Annotated in this window: 20 protein-coding genes and 1 tRNA gene; 12 read left to right on the plus strand and 9 right to left on the minus strand. The window is 39.1% G+C overall.

The window, feature by feature from the left end; translation table 11 throughout:
- Nucleotides 1-99: 99 nt before the first annotated feature.
- On the minus strand, nucleotides 100-1,371 hold the full coding sequence (gene serS, locus VS868_RS06075) for a serine--tRNA ligase (RefSeq protein ID WP_345599538.1): 1,272 nt from the start codon (nucleotides 1,369-1,371) through the stop codon (nucleotides 100-102).
- A 280-nt stretch (nucleotides 1,372-1,651) separates the two neighbouring features.
- Here serS and VS868_RS06080 point away from each other — a divergent pair, with 280 nt between their 5' ends.
- Complete coding sequence (locus VS868_RS06080; RefSeq protein WP_266070079.1) at nucleotides 1,652-2,224, plus strand: thioredoxin family protein; 573 nt, start codon at nucleotides 1,652-1,654, stop codon at nucleotides 2,222-2,224.
- 114 nt (nucleotides 2,225-2,338) lie between these two features.
- Here the strand turns inward: VS868_RS06080 and VS868_RS06085 are convergent, their stop codons facing one another.
- The 8 genes from VS868_RS06085 to VS868_RS06120 all read right to left on the minus strand — a co-directional run bounded on the left by VS868_RS06085 (nucleotide 2,339) and on the right by VS868_RS06120 (nucleotide 9,539).
- Complete coding sequence (locus VS868_RS06085; protein WP_345599540.1) at nucleotides 2,339-3,664, minus strand: HTTM domain-containing protein; 1,326 nt, start codon at nucleotides 3,662-3,664, stop codon at nucleotides 2,339-2,341.
- Nucleotides 3,654-4,592: a bifunctional riboflavin kinase/FAD synthetase gene (locus VS868_RS06090; protein WP_345599541.1), complete on the minus strand. Its 939-nt coding sequence runs from the start codon at nucleotides 4,590-4,592 to the stop codon at nucleotides 3,654-3,656. Before VS868_RS06090 ends, VS868_RS06085 begins: the two co-directional genes overlap by 11 nt.
- Before the next feature lie 8 nt (nucleotides 4,593-4,600).
- The gene (gene pth, locus VS868_RS06095) at nucleotides 4,601-5,224 is read right to left on the minus strand and encodes an aminoacyl-tRNA hydrolase (protein ID WP_345599542.1); all 624 of its coding nucleotides are present in this window, start codon (nucleotides 5,222-5,224) and stop codon (nucleotides 4,601-4,603) included.
- Between the two features lie 75 nt (nucleotides 5,225-5,299).
- Nucleotides 5,300-5,926 carry a 50S ribosomal protein L25/general stress protein Ctc gene (locus tag VS868_RS06100; RefSeq protein WP_345599543.1) on the minus strand — a complete coding sequence of 209 codons (627 nt, stop codon included), beginning with the start codon at nucleotides 5,924-5,926 and terminating at the stop codon, nucleotides 5,300-5,302.
- 201 nt (nucleotides 5,927-6,127) lie between these two features.
- Nucleotides 6,128-7,069, minus strand: a complete 942-nt coding sequence (locus VS868_RS06105; RefSeq protein WP_266070086.1) for a ribose-phosphate pyrophosphokinase — start codon at nucleotides 7,067-7,069, stop codon at nucleotides 6,128-6,130.
- A 176-nt stretch (nucleotides 7,070-7,245) separates the two neighbouring features.
- Entirely contained in the window at nucleotides 7,246-8,502 is a 1,257-nt protein-coding gene (locus VS868_RS06110; RefSeq protein WP_345599544.1) for a hypothetical protein, read from the minus strand.
- Between the two features lie 2 nt (nucleotides 8,503-8,504).
- Complete coding sequence (locus tag VS868_RS06115) at nucleotides 8,505-9,047, minus strand: RNA polymerase sigma factor (protein ID WP_345599545.1); 543 nt, start codon at nucleotides 9,045-9,047, stop codon at nucleotides 8,505-8,507.
- Nucleotides 9,048-9,080: 33 nt separating this feature from the next.
- Nucleotides 9,081-9,539, minus strand: a complete 459-nt coding sequence (locus tag VS868_RS06120) for a hypothetical protein (protein WP_266070089.1) — start codon at nucleotides 9,537-9,539, stop codon at nucleotides 9,081-9,083.
- A 342-nt stretch (nucleotides 9,540-9,881) separates the two neighbouring features.
- Here VS868_RS06120 and VS868_RS06125 point away from each other — a divergent pair.
- The 11 genes from VS868_RS06125 to VS868_RS06175 all read left to right on the plus strand — a co-directional run bounded on the left by VS868_RS06125 (nucleotide 9,882) and on the right by VS868_RS06175 (nucleotide 20,538).
- Nucleotides 9,882-9,964 (plus strand) — tRNA-Leu (locus tag VS868_RS06125).
- Between the two features lie 195 nt (nucleotides 9,965-10,159).
- Nucleotides 10,160-12,052 carry a hypothetical protein gene (locus VS868_RS06130; protein WP_168025950.1) on the plus strand — a complete coding sequence of 631 codons (1,893 nt, stop codon included), beginning with the start codon at nucleotides 10,160-10,162 and terminating at the stop codon, nucleotides 12,050-12,052.
- Nucleotides 12,049-13,800 carry a hypothetical protein gene (locus VS868_RS06135; protein ID WP_345599546.1) on the plus strand — a complete coding sequence of 584 codons (1,752 nt, stop codon included), beginning with the start codon at nucleotides 12,049-12,051 and terminating at the stop codon, nucleotides 13,798-13,800. Before VS868_RS06130 ends, VS868_RS06135 begins: the two co-directional genes overlap by 4 nt.
- A 60-nt stretch (nucleotides 13,801-13,860) precedes the next feature.
- The gene (locus tag VS868_RS06140) at nucleotides 13,861-15,021 is read left to right on the plus strand and encodes a hypothetical protein (RefSeq protein ID WP_345599547.1); all 1,161 of its coding nucleotides are present in this window, start codon (nucleotides 13,861-13,863) and stop codon (nucleotides 15,019-15,021) included.
- Nucleotides 15,022-15,636: 615 nt separating this feature from the next.
- Nucleotides 15,637-15,849 (plus strand): hypothetical protein, encoded by a 213-nt coding sequence (locus tag VS868_RS06145; protein ID WP_345599548.1) that lies wholly within the window; start codon nucleotides 15,637-15,639, stop codon nucleotides 15,847-15,849.
- A gap of 10 nt (nucleotides 15,850-15,859) precedes the next feature.
- Complete coding sequence (ssb, locus tag VS868_RS06150) at nucleotides 15,860-16,216, plus strand: single-stranded DNA-binding protein (protein ID WP_345599549.1); 357 nt, start codon at nucleotides 15,860-15,862, stop codon at nucleotides 16,214-16,216.
- A gap of 72 nt (nucleotides 16,217-16,288) precedes the next feature.
- Nucleotides 16,289-16,738 (plus strand): JAB domain-containing protein, encoded by a 450-nt coding sequence (locus VS868_RS06155; RefSeq protein ID WP_345599550.1) that lies wholly within the window; start codon nucleotides 16,289-16,291, stop codon nucleotides 16,736-16,738.
- 10 nt (nucleotides 16,739-16,748) lie between these two features.
- A complete protein-coding gene (locus tag VS868_RS06160; protein ID WP_345599551.1) occupies nucleotides 16,749-16,946 on the plus strand; it encodes a hypothetical protein in 198 nt (65 codons plus the stop codon).
- A gap of 574 nt (nucleotides 16,947-17,520) precedes the next feature.
- A complete protein-coding gene (locus tag VS868_RS06165) occupies nucleotides 17,521-17,901 on the plus strand; it encodes a BfmA/BtgA family mobilization protein (protein WP_345599552.1) in 381 nt (126 codons plus the stop codon).
- An 11-nt stretch (nucleotides 17,902-17,912) separates the two neighbouring features.
- On the plus strand, nucleotides 17,913-18,944 hold the full coding sequence (mobB, locus tag VS868_RS06170; protein WP_345599554.1) for a MobB family relaxase: 1,032 nt from the start codon (nucleotides 17,913-17,915) through the stop codon (nucleotides 18,942-18,944).
- A 13-nt stretch (nucleotides 18,945-18,957) separates the two neighbouring features.
- A complete protein-coding gene (locus VS868_RS06175) occupies nucleotides 18,958-20,538 on the plus strand; it encodes a type IV secretion system DNA-binding domain-containing protein (protein ID WP_345599555.1) in 1,581 nt (526 codons plus the stop codon).
- Nucleotides 20,539-20,567: the final 29 nt, after the last annotated feature.

Raw genomic sequence — 20,567 nt, forward strand, 5'->3', positions numbered from 1 at the left:
TTTTTTAGCACCTGAAAGTGAGGGATTTATTCTATTAAAAGCAAAGACCTCACAGGTTTCAAAAACCTGTGAGGTCTCAAAATATTATGAACACTCCTTTTAATCAATCATATCAAAACCGGTATAAGGCACCAATACATCGGGCACTTTTATTCCGGCAGGGGTCTGATAGTTTTCAAGAATTCCCGCCAGTACACGAGGTAAGGCAAGGGCACTACCGTTAAGGGTGTGCGCCAGTTGCTTGGAACCATCGGCCGATTTATACCTCAACTTTAACCGGTTGGCCTGGAAAGTCTCAAAATTTGAACAGGAGCTTATCTCCAGCCAGCGATCCTGTGCGGTTGAAAATACTTCAAAGTCGTAAGTCAGCACCGATGTAAATCCAAGATCGCCACCACACAACCTGAGAATGCGGTAAGGCAACTTTAGATCCCTGAGGATATCCTTGATCTGCTCTACCATTTGATCTAATGCAGCAAAAGAATTCTCAGGTTTTTCGATCCTTACAATCTCCACTTTATCGAACTGGTGCAGGCGGTTAAGACCGCGCACGTGTGCCCCGTAAGATCCTGCTTCCCTTCTAAAGCACGGCGTATAACCGGTACAGGCAATGGGAAGATCGTTTTCTGAAAGCATGTTATCCCTAAACATATTCGTAATAGGAACTTCGGCTGTTGGAATAAGGTATAGATTATCTTCGGTGACATGGTACATTTGCCCTTCTTTATCGGGCAGCTGCCCCGTGCCATATCCCGAAGCTTCATTTACCATAAGCGGCATTTGGTACTCGGTATATCCTGCCGCCACGTTTTTGTCTAAAAAGTATGCGATCAATGCCCGTTGCAGGCGCGCACCTTTTCCTTTATAGACAGGGAATCCGGCCCCGGTAATTTTGTTACCCAGTTCAAAATCTATAATGTCATATTTTTTTGCCAGTTCCCAGTGTGGCAAAGCATCTGCACCAAGCTGCGGCACTTCTCCTTCTTTAAAGACCTCAACATTATCTTCTTCGGAAGCACCAGCCGGCACGAGTTCATTCGGGATATTGGGAATATTATACAGCTGTTTGTTGAGGGCCATGGTTGTAGCCGCCAGCTTTTCAGAAAGCTCTTTAGTAGTCTCCTTCAAGTCTGAAGTTTGTTGCTTCAGCTGGTTTGCCTTCAGATGTTCACCGGTCTTGAAAAGCATTCCTATTTCCTTTGAAAGCCTGTTCGATTCGGCTAATTTCTCATCCAGCTCTGCCTGGGTTGAACGGCGGGTCTCGTCCAGTTCAAGCACTTCAGCAAAAACTTCTTCAGCATCAAAATTTCTCTTTTTCAAGGCTTTTACATATGCCTCCTTGTTGGCCCTGATATTGGCTACCTGTAACATAGATCTAATATTTGGATTTGCGCAAGCGTATTTCTTCCGCCAGAAAAGCAAAAGTAACAAAAGCCCTGTAAACAATTGATCTTCCAGCCAGAGAGATGACAAAAATGTTCGCTGTCTCCACAGAAGTTAATGAACCCCTTGCCAGGACTGAAAAAAATTGCAATTCTGTTTAAATCATCCCCTGTTCTTTTACAGCCCAACCTATTAATTTTAGTATCTTTTAGTCACGGGAATCGCCCTGTAGATCAAATTAAAATCATCTTAATATACGCCTGAAAATATGGACTTTAAGCAATACCAGAGTTATTTTGAAACTATAAAAAATACTCCTTTAGAGCAGCAGAACGCGCCTTACGATAATCCCGATTATCTCAATTACACTAAACTGAACTGGTCTCGTATGAACCGGTGGTTAAAAACGGGAGAAATAACAGAAGAGTTGAGAAATGCACTTCAGCAAATCTATGAGCCCCAGCAGTGGATTGTTATCACGGAACCCTGGTGTGGAGACGCGGCACACATCACCCCGTTTCTTGAACTTGCGGGCCGTGAAAATCCTCTTGTAAGCGTCTCGTACGAATTAAGGGACAGCGCGCCTCACAGGATTGAAAATTACCGCACCAACGGCACGCTCTCTATCCCAAAGCTTATCATTAAAGATGAGCATGACGAAGATCTTAACGTTTGGGGCCCACGGCCCCTGGAATGCGTAAAATTGTTTGAAAGATTAAAAGCTGAGAACGCCGAAGCAGATAAAATAAAGGAGGAAATTCAGCAATGGTACAACTCGAACAAAGGCCTGGAAATTCAGAAAGAACTAGCTGCCTTGATCAGAGAGGCTGTATCTGCTTAATACAAAAAGAATTAAAGCTGAAATATTACCGGGGCCACTACATTCGCTTTGTGAGCTCCGGTTATTTTAATGGCAGATCAAATTTTGTTTTGATCAACACCGCAGAAAAGCACCTTATTCTTTATCATCAACAAATGGCAATATCCAAACATGATGCTCAAAGTGCTTCCATTCTTCGGCTGCGAGATCAACTTTAGGATCTATAAAGGGCTTGTAACGCCTCCTGTTTACACTTACCCTGCTGTCTACATACACCTCCACCTCTTTTCCTTCTAGTTCATATTCTTTTTCGAGGCGTTGGGCAAATTGCCAAATCATATCGGGTTTTGAGCCTAATGCACGCTGTTGTTTTGCTGAAAGATAATCTTCAGTTTTAATATAGATGGTATCCTGAGGCTTTGATTTATCTACCACCTTATAACGGATCTGACCAGATTTTGACCTCAACATCATACGCCAGCTAAGACGATGGCCTTCTTCGGTCCATAGCACATCATCTTTGAAGAACCAGTGCCTTACTGGCAACACTGCCTGCACCAGCAGCCAAATCGCCATAAAACCTACGATCAAATTCCGGTTTTTGGGAACTTCTACTTCAGCTGCGGAATAATGTGGCTTTTTCCACAAAAAATACCTGTTGATATTTTCCGTAGAAAAAAAGAAGATCGTGAAAGCAAGAGCCAGATAAGGAAAAATCCCAATGTGGAAAATAAAGCTGTTGAAGAGATGGAAAAATACGGCAGCCAAAAATGCGAAAATCCGGGTGCGTTTCCAGAGCAGTAAAGGAATGATCAACAGGTCAAAAAAGAATCCGAACCAGGCGATGGTATGGTGTACCCAGGGCTGCTGAAGAAAATCTCCTACCAACCAGTAGTCTTTTCGGGCATCCATTAATATTCCCGGAAGCGTGGCATCAAACCAGTCGGGGTATATTTTGGCCACGGCGGCATAGGTATAAACGATAAACATTTGCACCACAAGCAAGACCCAGACCCAGCGTGGCATACTCAGCTTCTTTAACCCCGGGTTCTTCCAGGCATCAACCGAGGCGTACCTGTGCGCCGGGAGAAGGATCATGAGAAAGCACAGCAACATTAAAAGGTAGTAGTGATTGTTATAGGAAGATTTCTGCATCAGGTAAACAGCGGCCCACATTATCGTGTACATAAAAATGCTAAACCGATATTTAAAACCCAGCATCACGAAGATGCCAAACAAGCCCATAACAGCGTAGTACCAGAGCATGCCATTACCCGGCAAAGGCTGCAGAAATTCGAAACCTATAAAATTAAAAGTGAAAGCGGGTTCAATAAACACCCTTTTTACCCAACCAGTAAAGATTGCACCAAAAGCCTCTATAGTAAGCAATACCCCAAAGAGTATCCTAAAAACAATAAGTGCAGAATTATCTATGCGGGTAAAAAGCCATTTACTGAGCATAATTATCACGTATAAATTGATAGCTTATAGCTTCGTCCTGTTTCATGGCCAGTTTTAATGCCTCTACCGACTCAAATTTCTTTTCATCCCTAATGCGCATAAGCATTTCTATAGAAAGCTGTTGCCCATACAGGTCTTTATCAAAGTTGAAAAAGTTAGTTTCAATGGTTTTTTCGGTACCGCCTACAGTAGGATTGGTGCCAATGCTCATCATCCCGTACACCATTTCTCCATCAATCACAGATCTTACTACATAAACCCCATTTTTAGGGATAAGCTTGTAGTCTTCTTTAACTTCAAGATTGGCAGTAGGAAAAGAAAATTCTTTTCCAAGGCCTTTCCCTCTCACCACAGTTCCTGCCAGGGAAAATGGATAACTTAGGTAACGATTGGCCTTCTCTACCCTACCTTCCCGTAATGCATTCCTTATTTTAGTAGAACTTACAGCTACATCTTCAACATCCTGCTTTGATATTTCTTCTACCTCAAAGTCATATTCTTCCCCAAAGGCTCTCAGGTCATTAATATCTGCTGTCCTGTTGCGTCCAAACCTGTGGTCATACCCAATAATCACCTTTTTGGCTTTGAGTTTATTTACGAGCACGTCTCTCACAAATTCCCGGGCCGAAAGTCTGGAAAACTGCTGCGTGAACGGATGGACAATAAGATGGTCGATCCCGCTTTGCTCCAGGATATTCTTACGCTCTTCAATAGTATTGATAAGCTTTATATCGGCATCTTTTTGAAGTACCATCCTGGGATGCGGAAAAAAAGTGAGGATAGCCGATTCAAGATTGCCGGCCTTTGCTGTATTTACCAGCCTTTGAATAATTTTTTGATGCCCAATATGCACCCCGTCAAAAGTACCTATAGTGACTACCGTATGATGGTTGCTGTTGAAAGCATGTGCTCCTTTGTGTTCTTTCAAGACTACTGCTATTTCCCGTTAAAGGTATTCATTGTATTATTTATGCCCGCCGTACCGAAGGATCTTATCACTTCAGCCGATTTTTCAAGTCTCTCGGGCAACTTTTTATTCTCTTCTTCATCCCATTCCCCCAGCACGTAATCTACCTGCCTGCCATGAGAAAATGCATCGCTTATTCCGAAGCGAAAGCGATTGTAATTTGTTGTTCCCAATTGGGCCTGGATATCTTTCAAACCATTGTGGCCGCCATCGCTGCCCTTGGTCTTTACCCTTATAGTGCCAAAAGCAAGGTTGAGATCATCTGTAATTACCATTAAGTGCTCTAAGGGCACCTTTTCTTTCTGTAACCAGTAATTTACAGCTTTCCCGCTAAGGTTCATAAAGGTTGAAGGCTTAAGCAGTATAAAGGTGCGGCCCTTAAATTTATAGGTAGCCACATCCCCCAGTTTCTGGGATTCAAAAGTAAGTCCTTCTTTTTCGGCCAAAAAATCGAGTATTTTAAACCCAATGTTATGGCGGGTATTGTGGTACTTGGGGCCAATATTTCCCAGACCCACAATGAGAAATTTTTTCATAGGAGAAATTTCTTCTTTAGGTGTTTTAGCTAACAATCTTCCAAAAAAAGATAGCATGCGTGACTTTTTGGTAAAAATAAAAAAAGCATCCCGAACTGGGATGCTTTATATTTTGATAAGAAAACCTGAAGCTTATTCAGTTTCGTTAACTTCGGTTGCAGGCACTTCATCTGCTGCAGTTTCTTCTTCTTCATCATCGGTATCTGCGATGACATTACGAGAAGTTCTAACCTGGCAAACCACTGTGTTATCTGGGTGCATGATTTTGAACTCATCACTTTGTAAAGCAGTAACATACAATTTGTTACCAATTTTAAGGGAAGTAATATCGGCTTCGATAAAATCTGGAAGATTTCCTGGAAGACCTTTTACTCTCATGCGGCGAAGGTTAAATCTCAATACCCCACCATTTTTCACACCACGGGCAACACCTGTAGTATGTACAGGAATTTCCATAGTAATTTCTTTGTCTTCAAAGATCTGATAGAAATCGATATGCAAAATTGCATCGGTTACAGGGTGAAACTGGATATCCTGCAATACAGCATTAAATACCTCACCTCCCTGTAGCTTAATCTCTACAGTGTGAACATCTGGGGTATAAACCAGGTCTTTAAAGGCAATCTCTTCTGCTGAAAAATGTAATGGCTCGTCTCCCCCGTATAATACGCAAGGAACCTGTCCAGCATTACGTAAGGCTTTTGTAGCTTTCTTGCCTACGCTTTCTCTTTTAGATCCGTTGATCGTAATTGATTTCATTGTTAAAAATTTTAGGCTGCAAAAGTAAATCTTTTTTTTCAGCTAATAAAAGCTTAGGCCCTAATTATTTATAGCGAAAGATTCCTGGCAGCAAAAGCTGGATGTCAATAGACAGGAGTCGGGAGTCGGGAGCTAAGAGTCAAGACTTTTGAACCTCAGAAAACGCGTTCGTACTTCTACCTTCTAAAATCTAACTCCCGTTTACATAATGAATTTTGAACTAATAGACCTATTGTTGTGTACACGATTCATTACATCTGCAAACAAATCGGCACAGGTAACTACCCTTATCTTATCGCTTTTTTTCTTTAGCGGGATTGAGTCAGTAACAATGAGTTCCATCAGTTTCGAATTCTCAATGCGTTCATAGGCTTCTCCAGAAAGTACAGGATGTGTACAAATAGCTCTTACACTCAGCGCCCCTCTTTCCATCATTAAATCGGCCGCTTTGCTCAATGTGCCTGCGGTATCTACCATATCATCTACGAGTACCACATTACGGCCTTCAACATTCCCAATCAATTCCATGTGGGAAATAACATTGGCCTTTACCCTTTGTTTGTAACAAATCACTACATCGCTCTCCATGGTCTTGGAATAGGCATAAGCCCTCTTGGAGCCTCCCATATCTGGTGAGGCAATGGTAAGGTTGTCAAGGTTAAGGCTACGCAGGTAAGGCAAAAACACGGTAGATGCAAACAGATGATCTACAGGTTTTTCAAAGAATCCCTGAATTTGATCGGCATGAAGATCCATGGTAATAATTCTGGTAGCTCCGGCAGTTTCGAGCATTTTGGCAATAAGTTTTGCCGCAATAGGCACCCGCGGCTTGTCTTTTCTATCCTGCCTGGCCCAGCCGTAATAAGGGATAACTGCTGTAATATGCCTTGCAGATGCTCTTTTGGCAGCATCTAGCATAAGTAACAGCTCCATAAGGTGATCAGACCCCGGGTGGGTAGACCCGATAATAAAAACTCTCGATCCTCTTACAGATTCTTCAAAAGAAGGTTGAAATTCGCCATCACTGTAAGTTGAAGTGATAACATTTCCCAATTTAGAGCCATAGGATTCGGCTATTTTTTCAGCCAAATCACGGCTTTGATTACAGGAAAAGATTTTTACTGCGGTAGAAACTTCAGGCATGTTGTGTTGTTTGTTGTTGCCTTGCAAATTTAGAAATTAATTCGTGGGTGAGAACCAGCAAATTTACTTTTTGAGAAATATTGAAGAAGGCTTTAGCCAGGGAAAGGTTGAAAAAACTTCCCTTCAAAAATGGCATTTTTGAAGGGAAGTTTTTGAGCAGACACCTATTAAACCGATTAGAATCTATAATTGAAACCGGAATACAATCCTAAAAAGTAAGGTTTTTGCCCGCCACTATCTTTAAATGTGTTCATTTGAAATTTAACTACAGGCTCTACGCTAAGTTGCAGCTGCTTAGACAGGTTATACCCCAATCCCAGGCCTAAATTTGTGGTATAGCTAAGTTTATTCATTCGGTTTGCCCCTCCAAGATCGGCCTCTTCGCCCGGAAGTGCCAGTAAAAGGTCATTTTCTTCAAGAAAAAGCACACTTGCGCCGCCTATAATTCCCAGTGAAAACTGGTCATCAAGCACTAAATACTCAAGCTCAAGAGGAACCTCCAAAAAGCCCATTTTTTGATGCAGCGTACCGTATGAAGGTGAAGCAAGCGTAGTTGCATTCATCATTTTCAAGCCATAAGATGAAATTTTGGCGACCTCATTGAAAGAAACCTGCCGGGTATTGTATTCAAGGCTCACCTTGTTAATGCCGCCCCTAATGTTGATATTTTCAGAAACCGCATAAGCCACACTTACCCCGTAAGAAAAGGTCACTTCCCCCGCAGCTTCTTTTTCTGAAAAGCCTTTGTTCACAACGTTCCCGTTTCCGAAGTTATTAAAATACACAGGCGCCACCCTTGTACTCAGTTTAAATTTCTGCTGAAAATTGCCATTTTGGGAAGGTATTTCAGGCTCTTCCTCTTTAGACAGGCTCAACGCCGCAGCAAGTTCTTTTGTAGCGCCCGAACCCGGGATTTCTTCGGAAGTTTTCTCCTCAAGAACTTCTTTATTTTCTAAAACTTCAGCTACACCGGCCTCTTCTGTAACCTGCAACCCTCTACTGACAATTGCGTGGTTCCCTGAAGTATTTTTGTGCGATTCAGCTTTAACTTCAGGTTTTACTTCAACAGCAATTTGTTGTTTCTGCTGAAGCTCATGCTGTAAGATCAAGGCCTGTAAAAGGATTTGAGATTCCTTCATCACCTCCTGAAATTTTACTGAAGCATTTTCAGGCTTAAAATTGAATTCCCCGGACTCAAAAACAACCTGCACGCCTTTTGCTTTTTCAGTAAAAAAGGAACTTTTCGAATAAAGCGTAAGAAGGAGTGCTACCGCGGCTGCCACTCCGCCAAGCCGCACCCAAATAGGAAGCAGCCTTCTTTTTGCCTTTTTTGGCGGGAGCTGTGATAGAATATTTTCCCAGGAATCTTGGGGCGGAGGCATTTTTGCCCCCTCAAAGCGACGCCGGTAAATTTTGTCGATGTCCTTTTCCATTTTCATATTGATTTAAGGAAATTCATCCGGTTGTGGCGCTTAATACGCTCTCTCAATTTGTAGCGGGCACGCGCGAGGTTGGATTTTGAAGTCCCTTCAGAAATCCCCAACATTTTAGCGATCTCCTTGTGAGAATGTTCTTCCATGACATAAAGGTTAAAGACGAGCCGGTATGCTTCGGGCAGTTCCTGGATTATTTTGATCAGGAAATCCAATGACAGGTTTTGGTCATCAAGATCTTCTTCAACTTCTTCAAAAATTTCGCCTGTAATACTAAGGTGAAACCCGTTCTTTTTGCTCTTTTTGATGGCGGTGTTAATGACCAGCCGCGTCATCCAGCCTTCAAAACTGCCTCTTCCGCTAAACTGTTCAATTTTCTGAAAAATTTTCACAAAGCAATCCTGCAGCAGGTCTTTTGCCTGCTCGTAATTCCCGGAATATTTAAGGCAAAGCACGAAGAGCTGTTCCGAGTATGTACGGTAAAGCTCCTCCTGCGCCTTTCTATCCTGTTGTTTACAAAGCCGAACTAGTTCCTTTAGACCCACAGGAGATTTATGTTGGTTCTTTAATGCTCAAATTTATTCCTCGGGAGTGGTAGGCTCTTCTTCGCCAACAGGCACAACTACCTCATTATATACGCTTTTACCGTCTACATCAACCCCTGTCCAAAGATAAAAAGTATAAGGTTCATCACCTTCGATTCTCATAGAAAAGGAACCTTCTACTTCAAGATCATCATCTTCGAGGTTACAGGTAGTTTGATTTGCAGGGCGCGAGGCCACACCTGCCACGTAAATTTTTCTTCTTTCAACTTCTCCGCTCCCTTCTCTCATTGCCTGAACACCAATTCCTGTATGGCAGGCATCCGGAAGTAGATAGGTTATCTTGAAATCATAGAGTTTGCCTTCTTCAAAAGACTCGGGAAGCGTGGTGTCAACTACTTCAGCAATAACCTGTACAGTTCCGGGACCGTCGTCATCAATTTCACAAGCGGTTAACGATAAAGCTGCAATGAATAAGAAAAGAAATTTTTTCATGTTTTGTGTTTTTAATTGTTATTTACCCTTATGACCTTCATTTTCTAAAAGGTTGCGTATTATTTTCAAAAAAAAATCCTGGTCACAATTTTAAGAGCATGTTTTCGCGGTTGTTCCCTCGCATTCTTTCTGAAAAACCAAAAAACCTGCTCCCAAAATGGCATTTTAGAGTACCTGACTGTTCAATTTTGAACGATATAGTTTTTTTGCCTGCAACTTTTTCACCAGAAATCTATTTGCTTAAACCAAAAATTATTACTTTTGCCTCCCGTTTGCCTTGGTGGCGGAATTGGTAGACGCGCTGGATTCAAAATCCAAACTTAAAAGAGCGTAAAATGTTAGGCCGAAGTGGTGGAATTGGTAGACACGATGGATTCAAAATCCATTGCTGATAAGGCGTGCGGGTTCGATTCCCGCCTTCGGTACGAAAAAGAGCTGAGATGAAAATCTCGGCTTTTTTTATGCTCAGGTACAACATAGGTACAACATTTAAGTATATTTAATGAACTCATTAAAAATGATTTCATTTGGTATCATTAAGCTAAAATGAAAATCAACTTTTACGGGCTTATATTCAGAGTTTGAGATGATTGAACTTTTTTAAGTAAACATTTAATCCGATGGTCAAGATTGATAGACAGATTAACACTTTAATCCAAAAGTGTATAAACACAAAAAAAATAGAATTTCCTAAAGTGGAAACAGCTAATTGTGGCCTACTGTTGAAAAAAGAAATCGTCCTACAAATGGAATCAAATCCTGAATTTATTAAGCTCAACCCAAATTCTATTGAATTTAACGAAGCCCTACTTAAAGAAGCTGAAGTTAAACTTGAAAGAGAAATGCCTAAGAATATTGTGGGAGCTTTTGGTTTTGTAGAAGATTTTCAGGAAAAATTAAAAGAGGAAAATGGAATTGCCAAAAATGTAATCAATGGTTACGGCAGTTTGATTAAGGGATTACAAGGTTATATTTTACATAGACTGCATTCAGATGGATTTGATGTCAAAGGATATTTTTTAGACAAATTGAAGCCTAAAGGAGAAAGAGAGAAGGAACTCTTCTTATTTGAACAGCACCTTTATAGATTCCTTCCATATTCAAAATATTCAGCAAAAGATATTTGGGAGATATGTCAGCGAACACTTGCTTTTGACGACCGATATTACGTGGATGAATTTGCCCGTAAGCTACCGTTCAACAATTTTGATTTAGCAAAAAATATTTATTCTATTGCCATCAGGTCAGAACAACCCAATGATACATTTTTCATAGCTAGCCTTTTAATAGGACTTCACAATAATGGATTTGAAGGGGTATTTGAAAAGGCATTTGAGCTACAAAACAAGCATCCGCAACAGGGCTATCACGTTTTAAATTCGTTACAAAACCTTTCAGACGAGCAAAATAATTCGATATTCGAATTAGTCCATAATGATTATTTACCAGAATCTATTGGTAGTAAAACTCAAGTTATTTGCGGTTTAATCGACAATCCAAAAGTAAGTGAAGAACTGCGGAAGGGTTGTTTTAATTTAATTACCACCTATCTTCAAAAAGAAAATAAGGAACTTGTTAAAATTGCCTTTCACAGAATAATCTATAATCTTAAGTCTTTTGAGGCTGAGAAATACAAATTGCTCCACATTTATTTTGAAAATACGCAGGATATTTCCGTTATAGAAAGCTTTTTCTATAACTATGAGCATCCCGAGCATTTATTTCACCTAATGAAAATGTTTTACCTAGCTGGATGGCAAAGAGGTTCCATCAACCGATTTGAAAGTTCCATTTTCCATTTTTGGAGTAATAATATACAAGAAACAGAAAAACATATCCTTGAACTTTTTAAGCCTGAGGACAAGTTTGGTTTGCTTCCGGTAGAAATTATAATGACTGGAAGTTTTGGGGCACTTCCAATAGATTTGCTGAAATTGGACACAAAACAGGAGCAGGCAAAGGCGATTGAAGCTATTACCTTGTTTCCACATACTTTTGACAAATTACTTCCAATAGTTCTTCCATTAAGACGTTCGCCTTATCCGGAAGTTGTAAAGTTTCTTCAGATAAAACTCTCTGAACTGATATATGATGCCTACCATAGGTCTTTACTGGACGACATAGAAAACCTATTAGATGAATCTAAAGAAGATAAAGCATTTGTACGACCGTTAAGGGAAGCCTATAAAAATTATGAATCTATTGTATCAAAAAAGAAATCTATAAATGACCTAAACCCCTATGAAAATGAACGGGATTTAATGGATTTGTATTATAGTCTAGAACACGAGAATAGAGCCAAAATGATGCAAGATATTAATGAGAATCCCAATGGTATTCTTGCGGCTGTGGGGAGGAGTACAATAATAGTTAGGGGCAACAGTTGGAAGCAAGAACTTGAAGATAAAGTGATGCCATTAGGGAAAGTAGAATCCAGTTTTATACTTGACGCCAGATTGTTCAAAAATCCCGACCTGCAAGAGTATATTTTAAATACCTACGATAAGAGATGAATATTAAGCAACTAGTGGTTAAGGACTATCTGGAATCTTTAACAGAGAAAGACGAGCTAAATCGTATTTTCCCTCTTTTATTGGAAAGTATGGGATTTGAGATTTTGTCTAAACCGACTGAATATTTGGGTTTGCAAGAATATGGCAAAGACATTGTGGCTGTTGGGATTGACGAAGATAAAGTTAAAAAGCGATTCTATTTTGAACTAAAGGGTGGAGCGGACAGAAATATCACTACGAGAAACTTTTACGGTAAAGATGGAATACAGGAATCAATTACCGAAGCAACTTATACGCCATTTGTATCGGCGTACCCAAAATTCGAAGACCTACCCTTAAAAGTTGTAATTGTGCACAACGGGGTTATTGAAGGCGGCCTGCAAAAAACCTTCGAAAACTTTTTGGTCCAAATAAGTAAATCTGTAGATAGCACGGTTTTTGAACGTTGGGATATTGCACGTTTGACCGCTATGTTCTCTGAAAATCTTTTCGGGGCATACCTGCTTACTGATTCTTCCACCACAAAACTTTTCAATAGAGTTTTAATTAATTTGGATACATCCGATGGGGTTTCACGAGACTTTATAAAACTCATCGATTCATTATTTGAAAAGATGGAATGGAAAGGCTATAAAAACAAAATTCCTAGAAAATGGCAATTGCTTTTTGAATCCTTAAAACTGATTTCATTCATAATTTACACAGAGTCTAAGGAATATAACAACCTTGACATTGCCAAACGCTACCTTACTCATTTGGTAATACGATATTGGTACTGGGTATTGAAAAATAACTTGGACAATGATAAAAATGTGCTCAAGCACTTTAATCAGGTAATGCTGTTTTTCTATGAAGTATTGCAACAGTATTTTGATAGGACTCTTTCCGTAGTACAAACAAAAGATGGACTTTACACAGAAAATGGTGGTATGTATGAACAAATTGTTTATACCCAAAGAACTTTCGACTACTTGGCTTATATGTTGATTCTAATAAATATGGAGAAAGCTTGTTTCCCAGACTACGATTTACTAGATGCGAGAACTGGAGTTTACTATGTCGTTCAGCACAACTCGGTTTCTAAGCGACCTTTGTTGGATATTCACTCATTGGTCATCGTCAATACCATAGAACTCTTTATAGAGACAGATGATTTTGATGCAGCGAAAGCATATCTTAAAAGTATACTTGCTACAATACAATATAGAAAGGAAAAATCTGGAATGCTACCGGATGCCAACAATAGTATTCAAAATGTTATTAAATATACGGTTACAGGAACTAAGCCAGTTTATTATTCGGATTCCACCTCGCCTTTGTTGGCAGTTTTATTAGAGTATATTGCTCTTTTTGGTTTGGAGGAAGAATATAACCAATTGGGAATTTTCGTCAAAAAACACGATATCACTTTGGGACTTTTTATTCCTCATCACAGCAAAAATTCAGTGTCGGAAAACCTCATTGAGGATAAAGAAAACGACCTCGAAGAACAGTTATTTTCGAAACCTCTGCGAGATGGATATCAAGTGGATACACGACTTACAAAAAATTTAATAGACGAATTGCCTTTTGAAGAGTTTAAGGAAAAGATAAAGAAAAGAAAAGATGAATTTATCTATGAATATCGTACTGATAAAGCAGGATATGCTTTTCTGAAAGATTTGGCACATTTCTATTTTCATACACCTTATTTTCCTGACAAATGGAGAAATGTTAAGACAGATGGTTTGTTAAAATCCCAAGGATAAATTTTCAGAAGACATTTTCATTTCAGATTATTATTTTTAGTGATTTATTTATATTTCGTTATGAAAGCAGCTCAATCATTACCACGACCTGAAAATTGGCAGGATTTTGAAAGTCTTTGTAAAAAGCTTTGGGGTGAAATATGGAACTGTCCAGAAATTAAAAAGAATGGGCGTTCTGGACAGAAACAACACGGAATCGACATTTACGGAATACCTCAAAACGAAAATTCATATTATGGAATTCAATGTAAGGGCAAGGACGAATATACCAACAAGCAACTTGGGGAAAAGGAAGTTCTTGATGAAATCGAAAGAGCTAAATATTTTGAGCCAAATTTAAAAAAAATGTATTTCGCTACAACGGCCGTTAAGAATGCCGAAATTGAAGCCGTAATCCGTAAAAAGAATATTGAACATATTGATCAAGGTCTTTTTGAAACACATCTTTATTCTTGGGAGGATATTGTTGATCTCATCTTTGAGAATAGGTCAACCTATGATTATTATTTAAACAGCCATACTTTTAAAAAAAATCAGTCGGTAGAAGTAACTTTTGAGAGTGGTAAAACTGAAATGAGAGTTCAACCAAAATTTATAAAGAAAATAAGGATTGCTCAATCGAAGTATGATGAATTAGAAAAGCAAGCCAAAGATTTGATTCCAGATTGGATTGATAAAATGGTAAATAAGCATTGGATAACTCCCGAAATTTTTGACACAAATATTTCTACTCCTGTAAAACAGACCGAATTCAATAGGAGTTTAATCGATGGCACTATTCTCGTGACCAATAATGGCTCCGAACCTTTGGAACATTGGAAACTTATTCTGAGTTTGCCAGAGCAAATTATAGAAGTCAACCGCAAAAATTATCGAAAAAAAGGATATTCTATAATTCCAATGCCTAATAACATTCAATATGACTCGTATATCGATATGAAAAAACATTTTGTTGAGATAGAACCTAGAAAAAAAATACTGGTCGGTTATGATAGTTTTACTTCTGACCCACTATTTCTAAAACCCATATCAGCAAATATTACTCTGAAACTAAATTGGAAGTTAGTGTCAAGAAATTACAAAGAGAGTGGTACTTTAACTTTGCACATTGAACCAGATTTCACCATAAAGAGAATGCGGGTTGATGATGATTCTCCTCTGCTACTGGATGAGAAAGATCGTGTAATAATTGAGGATTATCTTGAATCATTGGACGATTAACATATTTTTAGCCTGATAAATTCATTTTTCAAAGCCACTCAGCCCATTCCCCTGCATTACGCAGAAAAAGCTCCATTTGGGGAAAAGCGCTTCATTACAAAAGTCTTGGACACAACTCCAAAGCTTCCGATCTCCATTGCGCTAATCCTGCTGAAATATGCAGGAACCCTCCATTCCCATCTACAGCTTTGAAGTCAAGTCCGCCTTAAATCCTACTTCAAGAGGATAACCCGTTTTTATAATCCGGTCAGCACATTGCCGCTCCATTTCGCGAAAAGCTGCATTCCGGACAAAGAGCTTTCCTGCAAAGGTCTTGGACACAACTCTAAAGATTCCGATTTCCATTACGTTAACCCTGCCTGAAAAACGGCAGGAACACTTCATTCCCAATCTACATCTTTAAAGCTAAGTCCGCCTGATAGGAATTCCATTTTATCATTTAGTCCCGCTTCCTATGTTTTTGAACTTCACAAAAGGCATTTAGACCTACTCCCGAACCGCCGCTGTCCCAACCGTTTTTTTGTAAGCAAAATACCAACATTTGGAAGTTAAACGGACTGCATAACCGGTCGTGCCTCCCTTTTATAAGTTCTTATTAATTCCAAAATATTGAAAATGTATCAGCAACAAAAAAAGGTAACAGCGGACGGCTCTATGGGAAGTAAATCTAAATCGAATATTGTGAAATCTTACAAAAACATCAAAAAGGAAGCGGGACTAAAAAAACAAAAAAAGGAAAACGCTCTGGATATAATAAGTAAATCATTTCAAAAAAATATAAACCCAAACTATCCGAAGGGTTCGGATAGCATTTTAATTAATCTTTAATTCTTTTATTATGAGTACTATCAAAAATCACGTACAGCTAATCGGAAACATTGGCGGAGAGCCACAAATCACGAACCTTGAAAGCGGTAAAAAAGTAGCCCGTTTTTCACTCGCCACAAATGAGTATTACAAGAACAGTAAAGGCGAAAAAGTCGAAAATACCGAATGGCACACGATTGTAGCCTGGGGAAAAACCGCAGAAATCATCGAAAAATATGCCGGAAAGGGCAAGGAAATCGGGGTAACAGGGAAATTGAAATCCCGAAACTATGAGGACAACGAGGGTGTGAAACGCTATGTTACTGAAGTGGAAGCCAATGAAATCCTTTTGTTGGGAACGAACAACGGCAATAATTCAGCCGATTAATTTAATTAAAGAGGGCGTAACCGTCGAAAGATGCGCCCTCTTCTAATTATTAACCCTTTAAATTAAGTTAATATGAAAACCAAAGTTAATGAAATAACGATAAGTTACAGCGGAAGTTTAAAAGCATATTCGCTTCCCAAAATAACCTGCTCCCAAAGCGCGGCAGATATAGCCTACAGCCAATGGAATAAAAGCAATATTGAACTGCACGAAACCTTTAAAATAATCCTACTCAACAATGCCAATAAAGTAAAAGGGATTTATGAGGTGTCCAACGGAGGTATAACAGGGACTTTAGTGGATGTCCGCATCTTATTTGCCGTATTGTTAAAGAGCTTAACAACAGCGGTAATTTTACTTCACAACCATCCGAGCGGAACCTTACAACCCAGTGAAGCCGATAAACGACTGACCCAGAAGATAAAAAGGGCAGGAGAGTTATTGGATATTAAAATTTTAGATCATCTCATACTTATTCCTGATGGTGATTATTACAGCTTTGCAGATGAGGGAATCCTTTAAATTACCTGTTATGATCTATCTCAATTTTCCAGACTTGAACGGGGGAGCCCAGGAACGCCTTTTGGAAAGTTCCAAAAAAGACGTTGAGCAAAAATTTGGTGATGATATTCGAAAGTATGCCAAAGAACATTGCACCAATTTTGATGTTATGATTGAAAAGGAAGCACTAAGGAATTTGTACAGGTATAACTATGTATTTAATATCTAAACTTGCTCAAATTAAGTTGATAAGCACTTCCGAAATTTCGGGGGTGTTTATACTTTGTATCAAATTATTAGCTATAAAAAAGGGAAAATTCGCTGTTACCTGAACCTTCCCTTCACTACAGATCATATAAAAAGAATCTATGCATTAAAGTTAAAAAATTTTATAATTATCCAAAATATTTTGGGCAAATTAAATTCTAAATCGACTTCTGAATAAAAAAAATTGTATCTTCATTTCGCTGAAATTCAGCATTCAATTTTACGTATGGTTATCCCATTTTCTGACTTTCGCCGATAACTGTACCCATCGAAAAATCACATAACAGGAAATTATTTCCCTGGAACTGGCAATTGGCTTTTGACCAAATTGTACGGAATTTTTGTCCCGCTGGGCGGGACGAAAAGGAGTAGCAAGAGGATAACACGCGATGCGATGTTAAGCACTCCTTTTCGTTTTCAAAATGCTGATAATCAGTAATTTGAAAAAATATAAAATTCCCGACCTTCTACCATTTGCGACAAATGCCCTGTGAACGCCCATTTTTAGGGAAGGATTTGCGACAAATCGGCGAATTATGGACTCATTTATCGGCATCAGGTTCAAAAAGAAAACGGCAAAACGTTTTCAGGAATTTTCAAGGACACACTTCAAATCGCACACCGAAGCAATGGCAGCAATGCTCGATTTTTTCTTATACAACGAGATTTCCCCAAAGGAAAAACTAGGACCTACCGGAAGGACAATCGAAGCTTGCCTAAAGAAACGTATCAATGCGGTTATTGCCATTATGAGGGATATGGAAAAGAGCCAGACCAAACCCACCGTGGCAATGTTGGAATCCCTTTTTCAAACCGAAGAGCCCAAAAAGAAACCGTTGATTTTGGAAAAGAAAATCATTGAAGAAAAGAATGAAGTACGTTTTCGTGAAAAGTTAAATGGGAACAGCGAACTGTAATTTTTTGAGCTATGTACATTACCATCACACCCCAAAAATTAGGGAATAATTACTCACAAAGCTCAGCGGATTTTGTGGGCTATCTGGAGAAAGAAAACCAGGGTTTGGAACAGGGAGCTATGGAACATTTTTTCAATCAATATGATGATGAAATATCAGCGGATGAAGTTGTAAAGGAAATTGATGGAAACGGTGCCAAACTCAAAAAGACCGAGCCGAAATTCTATTCGATTACGGTCAGCCCTTCCAAATACGAACTGAACCGGTTACAGAACAATAGCGAGGATCTAAAAAGATACACCCGTGAATTGATGAAGGACTATGTGGCATCCTTCAATCGTGAAATCAACGGCAGACCGATTAGCATCAATGATATAAAATATTACGCAAAAATAGAACAGCAACGAACTTTTAAGGGAACGGATTGGCAGATAAAAGAAAACCAGCCTTATGCAACGAAAATCCTTCAGCTCAAAACAGAAATCAGAAACATTAAAGAGGGGCGAGCTGAAGGCAATATCAAATTATTGCAGAAAAAAATTGATCGATTGGAAAAGGAGGCTCCGCACCAACAAGACGGGAAGCGAATTGTCCAGGATATGCCTAAGGCAGGAAACCAAAGCCATATCCATATCATCGTAAGCAGAAAGGATGCATCAAATACCTTCAGCCTTTCACCAGGGAGCAAGCATAAGGCCTCGGAAGTCGAGATGCACGGTAAGAATGTAAAACGAGGCTTTGACCGTGATCAGTTTTTTGACCGTGCAGAAAAGACCTTTGACAGGACTTTTGTCTATCAAAGAAACTTTGCCGAGACCTACAAGGCCCGGAAGGATTTTATCAAAAACCCTAAAATCTATTTTGCATCGATGATGAAATTGCCCATCAATGAAAGGGCAATCGCCTTTAAAATGATGAAGGAAAGTGATATTCCAATGCTACCAAGTATCCCAGTTACACAAGCACAACTGGCAATGAAAGTATTCAATCGCCTGCGCCGTGGTGTGGATATCGCTATAAAATCAAGTTCAATAGGTATCTAAAGGAAAAACAAATATGCAATTAGCCAATCCACTACATATACTCCTAATTATCGTTTTGACAGCTTCAGTATTTTATGGACTCTATCGGATTTCAAAATATGCCTTTTTCTTAAATACTGTGCTGCTTTTAGGATTGATAGCCTATCTGTATTATCCGCATAATATGATAAAAGCACTACTTTATTTAGGTTGTCCTTTATTGTTGGTCAATACGGTACTTTATGTTTTTTTGCATAAAACGGATTTAAAGCAAAATACCTCTGAAAAATATCAGGTAACTTTTAAAACAGATAAGAAAAATTTTAAAATTGAAAACATCAAGCGCGGTGTATCCATTATTGGGTCTGCCGGAAGTGGAAAAACTGAAAGCGTGGTTTACGGATTTTTAAAACATTTCCAGGAACATAATTTCTGTGGGGTTATTCACGACTATAAGGATTTTGAACTTACCGAAATGGCATACCCGCTTTTTAAAAATCCGGATATTCCTTTTCGTATTATCTCTTTTGATAAAATCATACATAGGGTAAACCCTATTGCACCCCGATATCTCGAAAATGAAGAAAGTGTGAATGAGATTTCCCGGGTACTTATTGAAAATCTTCTGGAACAGCGGGAATCGGGAACTACAGGAACCTCTAAATTTTTTAACGATGCAGCTGAGGGATTGATTGGTGGATTGATCTGGAAACTGAAAACATCCTATCCTAATTTTTGCACCTTACCCCATCTAATCGCCATTTATCAACATTTGGACACTGATAGTCTAATAAAATTCTTAGAGACCAATACGACTTCCAGGGCAATGGCAGATGCCTTTATCAGCGGCAAAGATTCCGAAAGGCAGACAGCAGGGGTAAAGAGTACCCTGGCCAATGCTTTGAAACGCATAAGTACACAAAATATTTTTATGGCACTTTCCGCAGATGAAGTACCATTAAATATTAATAGCTCGGAAAATCCTGCCGTGGTTGCCATAGTGAACAATCCTAAATTTGAGACCTCTTATTCGCCCGTAATTGCCACCATAATACATACAATTACAAAGCAAATGAGTGTGCGCAACTCTAAGCCATCTTTCTTGTTAATGGAAGAAGCACCAACGATTCGGTTATTAAATATGCACCGCATTCCGGCTACTTTAAGAAGTTATGACATTGCTACAGTTTACGTAATGCAGGATAAGATCCAGAATGATATGATGTATGGAGATAAAGCCAGTAAAGCCATTTTGAGCAACCTTTCCTATCAATTTTTTGGGAAAGTCAATGATCCCGACACCGCCAAATATTATGAACGCTTCTTTGAAATCGTAAAAAAGGAAACTACCAGCATCAATCGTGGCTACAGCCTTGATTTTGATACACGTATTACTACCGGGGAACGGGAAATTCCAAAAATACGAGCAGATGTATTTTTCCGCTTGAAACAGGGAGAGTTTATTACTTATGCTGATGGGGAGGACAAAAAGGTGCAGTTCAAATTGCAGAAAATTCAAAGACAGGTTCCTCAGGAGGAAAAGCAATTTTCCAAGGCTGACTTAGAAGCTAATTTTGAAAGAGTTTATCAGGAAGTGAGATCAATTTTTAATTAAATTATAGTTTAACAAATCAGAATATTATA

It is taken from the genome of Salinimicrobium sp. 3283s, from assembly GCF_039602225.1.
Taxonomy (GTDB): domain Bacteria; phylum Bacteroidota; class Bacteroidia; order Flavobacteriales; family Flavobacteriaceae; genus Salinimicrobium; species Salinimicrobium profundisediminis.